The 3,893-nt window shown below is 64.2% G+C and carries 4 protein-coding genes; 3 read left to right on the plus strand and 1 reads right to left on the minus strand.

All coding sequences use genetic code 11. The annotated features are described in order from the left end of the window. The coding region (locus ACLP9N_RS07365; RefSeq protein WP_442406772.1) for a Vgb family protein at window positions 1-767 on the minus strand (767 nt) is incomplete at its 3' end. 223 nt (window positions 768-990) lie between these two features. Between ACLP9N_RS07365 and ACLP9N_RS07370 the strand changes: the two genes are divergently transcribed. The 3 genes from ACLP9N_RS07370 to ACLP9N_RS07380 all read left to right on the plus strand — a co-directional run. Next, entirely contained in the window at window positions 991-1,836 is an 846-nt protein-coding gene (locus tag ACLP9N_RS07370; RefSeq protein ID WP_442406773.1) for an SDR family NAD(P)-dependent oxidoreductase, read from the plus strand. Further along, complete coding sequence (locus ACLP9N_RS07375) at window positions 1,836-3,212, plus strand: aromatic ring-hydroxylating oxygenase subunit alpha (protein ID WP_442406774.1); 1,377 nt, start codon at window positions 1,836-1,838, stop codon at window positions 3,210-3,212. The genes ACLP9N_RS07370 and ACLP9N_RS07375 overlap by 1 nt, the downstream gene beginning before the upstream one ends. A 15-nt stretch (window positions 3,213-3,227) precedes the next feature. After that, window positions 3,228-3,893 (plus strand): NAD(P)-binding domain-containing protein (locus ACLP9N_RS07380; protein ID WP_442406775.1); only part of this gene is annotated, 666 nt, incomplete at its 3' end.

Below are 3,893 nucleotides of genomic sequence, written 5' to 3' on the forward strand. Positions count from 1 at the left end.
ACGAAGGTGCAGTTGTCCAGCCCCGGACTCAGCTGGACCAGCAACCGCTGTTCGCCGCTCCGAGGATCGATGCGCAGCACTTGCCCGCTTGCCACCTGCGTCGAGACGATGTAGCCGTGCGGGTCGAATTTGACCGAATCGGGCACACCGAGACCGCCCGCGACGCAATGTGGTTCGCCGCCGTCGGGGTCGACCCGCCAGATCTCGTTAGCGCCCATCACCGGGAAATACAGCAGGCCGTCCGGGCCTACTTCCATCGCATTCGGTGAGGGCACGCTGTCCAGCAGCACCCGCGGCGAGCCGCCGCCCAAGTCGAACTCCAGCAGGCGCCCGCCCTCGCGGCATTCACCGATGAACAACCGGCCGCGATGAACGGTGATGCCGTTGGCCGACGGGACGTCGTCGCGCAGCACCCGGGTGCGGCCGGCGGTGTCGAGCATGCTGACCCGACCATCCATCACCTCGGTCGCGTAGAGGTTGCCGCTCGCGTCGAATGCGACGTCGTCGGGCGCCACGATCTCGCCCCCCTTGGCGCTGAGGGCCTCCAGGTGCCCGGTGCGGAGATCCAGAGCGCTGATCTGACTGCCGGTCACCTGCGCGATGTAAACCCGGCCGTCCGGGCCGGTGCGCAAACCGTTGGCGCCGAACAGCCGACTCGGGGCGGTGACCCGCTCGAGTCGCCAGTCCTCCGCGACAGAGACGACAGGGACGGGATGGGACAGTCCATACCGCGATGGCTGCGCTGAGATGGACGCTGAGATGGACATGTCTCGCCGAGGTCCTTCCCTTCTCAACGGACGTGCCCGTTTGGGCTGGACGTTATCAAGTTGTCCTAGTCCAGACAATAGCCGCCAGCGGGCGAAGTACCTCCTTGACAGGCTTGTCCACGCTTCGGAATAGTATTCTCCGACCGGCAGAACTACGTATGTTGTCCGGACAAAGTGGAAGCTTCTGCGGCCCCGAGGGTGTCCGTCGCAGGGAAAGCAGGCTATGCAGGATTACATCAGGCTCGACGGTCGCATCGTGGTGGTTTCCGGTGCCGGCGGTGGCGGCATCGGCACGACCGTGACGGCGATGGCCGCCCGGGCCGGGGCCACGGTGATCGCGGTGAGCCGGTCGAAGGAGAACCTCGACGAGCACATCGTGCCGCTGGCGCAAGAGGGTCTGGCGGTCGTCCCCGTCGCCGCCGACGCGTCGACCGACGAAGGCATAGCTGCGGTCATCGACCACGCGCGGCGAGCCGACGGCAGCCTGTACGGTCTGGTCAATATCGCGGGCGGCGCTGAGCCGTCGACATGGATGCCGTCCACCCGGGTGACGCGCAGCGACTGGCGCAAGATCTTCGCCGACAACCTCGAGACGGCGTTTTTCATGAGCCGGGCCGTGGCGGCCGAGCTCGTCGCGCAGCAGCTTCCGGGATCGATCGTGTCGATCTCGTCAATCAGCGGCATGAACACCGCGCCGTTCCACATCGCCTACGGCACCGCAAAGGCCGCGATCGCGGCGATGACCCGCACCATGGCGCTCGAGCTGGCGCTGGCGGGAATCCGGGTCAACGCCGTGGCACCGGGTGTCACCGAGACCGCGGCCTCGCGCACCTATGTCGATGAGGACCCGGAGCGGGATCGGCAGGCGATCGCGATGGGCCGGCGCGGGCGGCCCGAGGAGCAGGCCGGCACCATCCTGTTCTTGCTCTCGGAGTTGTCGAGCTACATCACCGGCCAGACGCTGCTCGTCGACGGTGGGCTCGACCTCAAGTGGAGCCACCTCGGCGCCGACAACACATCGTTGTTTCTCAAAGACGAATCCTTCCGCGCGGCGATTAGGAGGATGTGATGACCGATCTAGCCAAGGATGTGAATTTGGCAGCGGCCGAGGAACTTTCGAAACCCACGACGATCGGCGTCGAGGCGTACATCAGCGAGAGCTACGCCCGCGCCGAGCGCGACAAGCTGTGGCGAAAAGTCTGGCAGCAGGTTGGCCGTGTCGAGGAGCTGCCCGAGGTGGGCAGTTACCTGACCTACGACATTCTCGACGACTCGATCATCGTGGTGCGCACCGGCGACACCGAGTTCAGGGCCCACCACAACGTCTGCATGCACCGTGGCCGCCGGCTGATCGACACACCCGAGGGGGCGAAAAACGCCTCCGACCGCGCCCGTAAGTCGTTCGTCTGCGGCTTCCACGGCTGGACCTACGGCCTGGACGGGGCGTGCACACACATCCGCGAACAGCAAGACTGGCAGGAAGCGCTGACGCCCGACAACACCCACCTTCGACCAGTCAAGGTCGACACCTGGGGCGGTTGGATGTGGATCAACATGGACCCCGACTGCGAACCGCTGGCCGATTACCTGTTCCCCGCCGCGAAGATTCTCGACCCATTCGGCCTGGAAAACATGCGCTGCAAATGGCGCAAGTGGCTGTCCTTCGATTGCAACTGGAAGGTCGCGCTGGAGGCGTTCAACGAGACCTATCACGTCTTCACAACCCATCCGGAGTTCAACAAGTTCGGCGAATTCAAGGGATGGGCCAGGGCGCAGGGCAAACACAGCAACATCGGCTATGACGCACCAGAGAATCTGGAGGCCACCAAGTCCAAGATCCGCCTCGGCATCGGCGCCGATCCGCGTGTGTCGACAGCGGAGATGCAGGTCTACACGATGGAGGAGACCAACGCCACCACCACCCAGACGCTGGTGAACGCCGCCGAGCGGCTGGTTGACGAATTGCCCGAGGGGACACCGGCCGACAAGGTTCTCGAGCACTGGCTGGCATCAGCGCGCCGAGACGACGAAACCCGCGGCGTGATCTGGCCGACCATTCCCTCCGACATCCTCGGCCAGGCCGGCACCGCATGGCAGATCTTCCCGAACTTCCAGATCGGGCAAGGCCTGACCAGCGCACTGTGCTACGGCGCGCGGCCGCACCCCAGCTACAACCCCGACAAATGCATTTTCGAGGTGTCGGTGTTCGAGCTGTACCCGAAGGGCCAAGAGCCCCAGACCGAGTGGGAATACACACCGGTCGGTGACCCTCGGTGGCGGTCGGTTTTACCGCAGGACTTCTCCAACATGGCCGCGGTTCAGCAGGGCATGAAATCCCTTGGCTTCCCGGGCACCAAGCCAAACCCGTACCGCGAACGCAGCACCGTCAATCTGCACCATCAATTGTCGAAGTACATGGGTACCGGTGAACCCCGAGAGCTATAAGGAGAACGCACCCACATGACATTGTTCGACACATGCGGGCCGACCGATACACCCGATGACATCGATATCCCTGCGCTGCGGGAGAAGTACCTCCACGAGCGCGACAAGCGGTTGCGCCCGGAAGGCTCTAAGCAATACCTCGAGCTCGAGGGCGAGTTCGCGGAGTTCTACAAGGTAGATCCGCACACGCCGGTGTCGTTCCGGGATCCGATCGCCGACGACGTCGAGGTCGCGGTGCTCGGCGGCGGCATCGCCGGGCTTCTGGCCGGTGCGTACCTCAAGAAGGCCGGCGTCGACGACGTGCGTGTCATCGAAATGGGCGGGGACTACGGGGGAGACTGGTACTGGAACCGCTTCCCTGGGATCCAGAGCGACAACGATTCGTACTGCTATATCCCGCTGCTCGAAGAGCTCGATTACATACCGACGAAGAAGTACGCCGAAGGTGCCGAGATATATGCGCACTGCCGCAACATCGGCAAGCATTTCGGGTTGTACGACGGGGCGATCTTCTCCACCCAGGTGTCCGAGGTGCGCTGGGAGGAATCGATCAAACGCTGGCGGTTGAGCACCAACCGCGGTGACGACATCCGCGCACGCTTCGTCGTCATGACGCAGGGCTCCTTCAACCGCCCGAAGCTGCCCGGCATCCCGGGAATCACGGGTTTTAAAGGACACCAG

The sequence above is a fragment of the Mycobacterium sp. genome (genome assembly GCF_052144515.1).
GTDB lineage: Bacteria > Actinomycetota > Actinomycetes > Mycobacteriales > Mycobacteriaceae > Mycobacterium.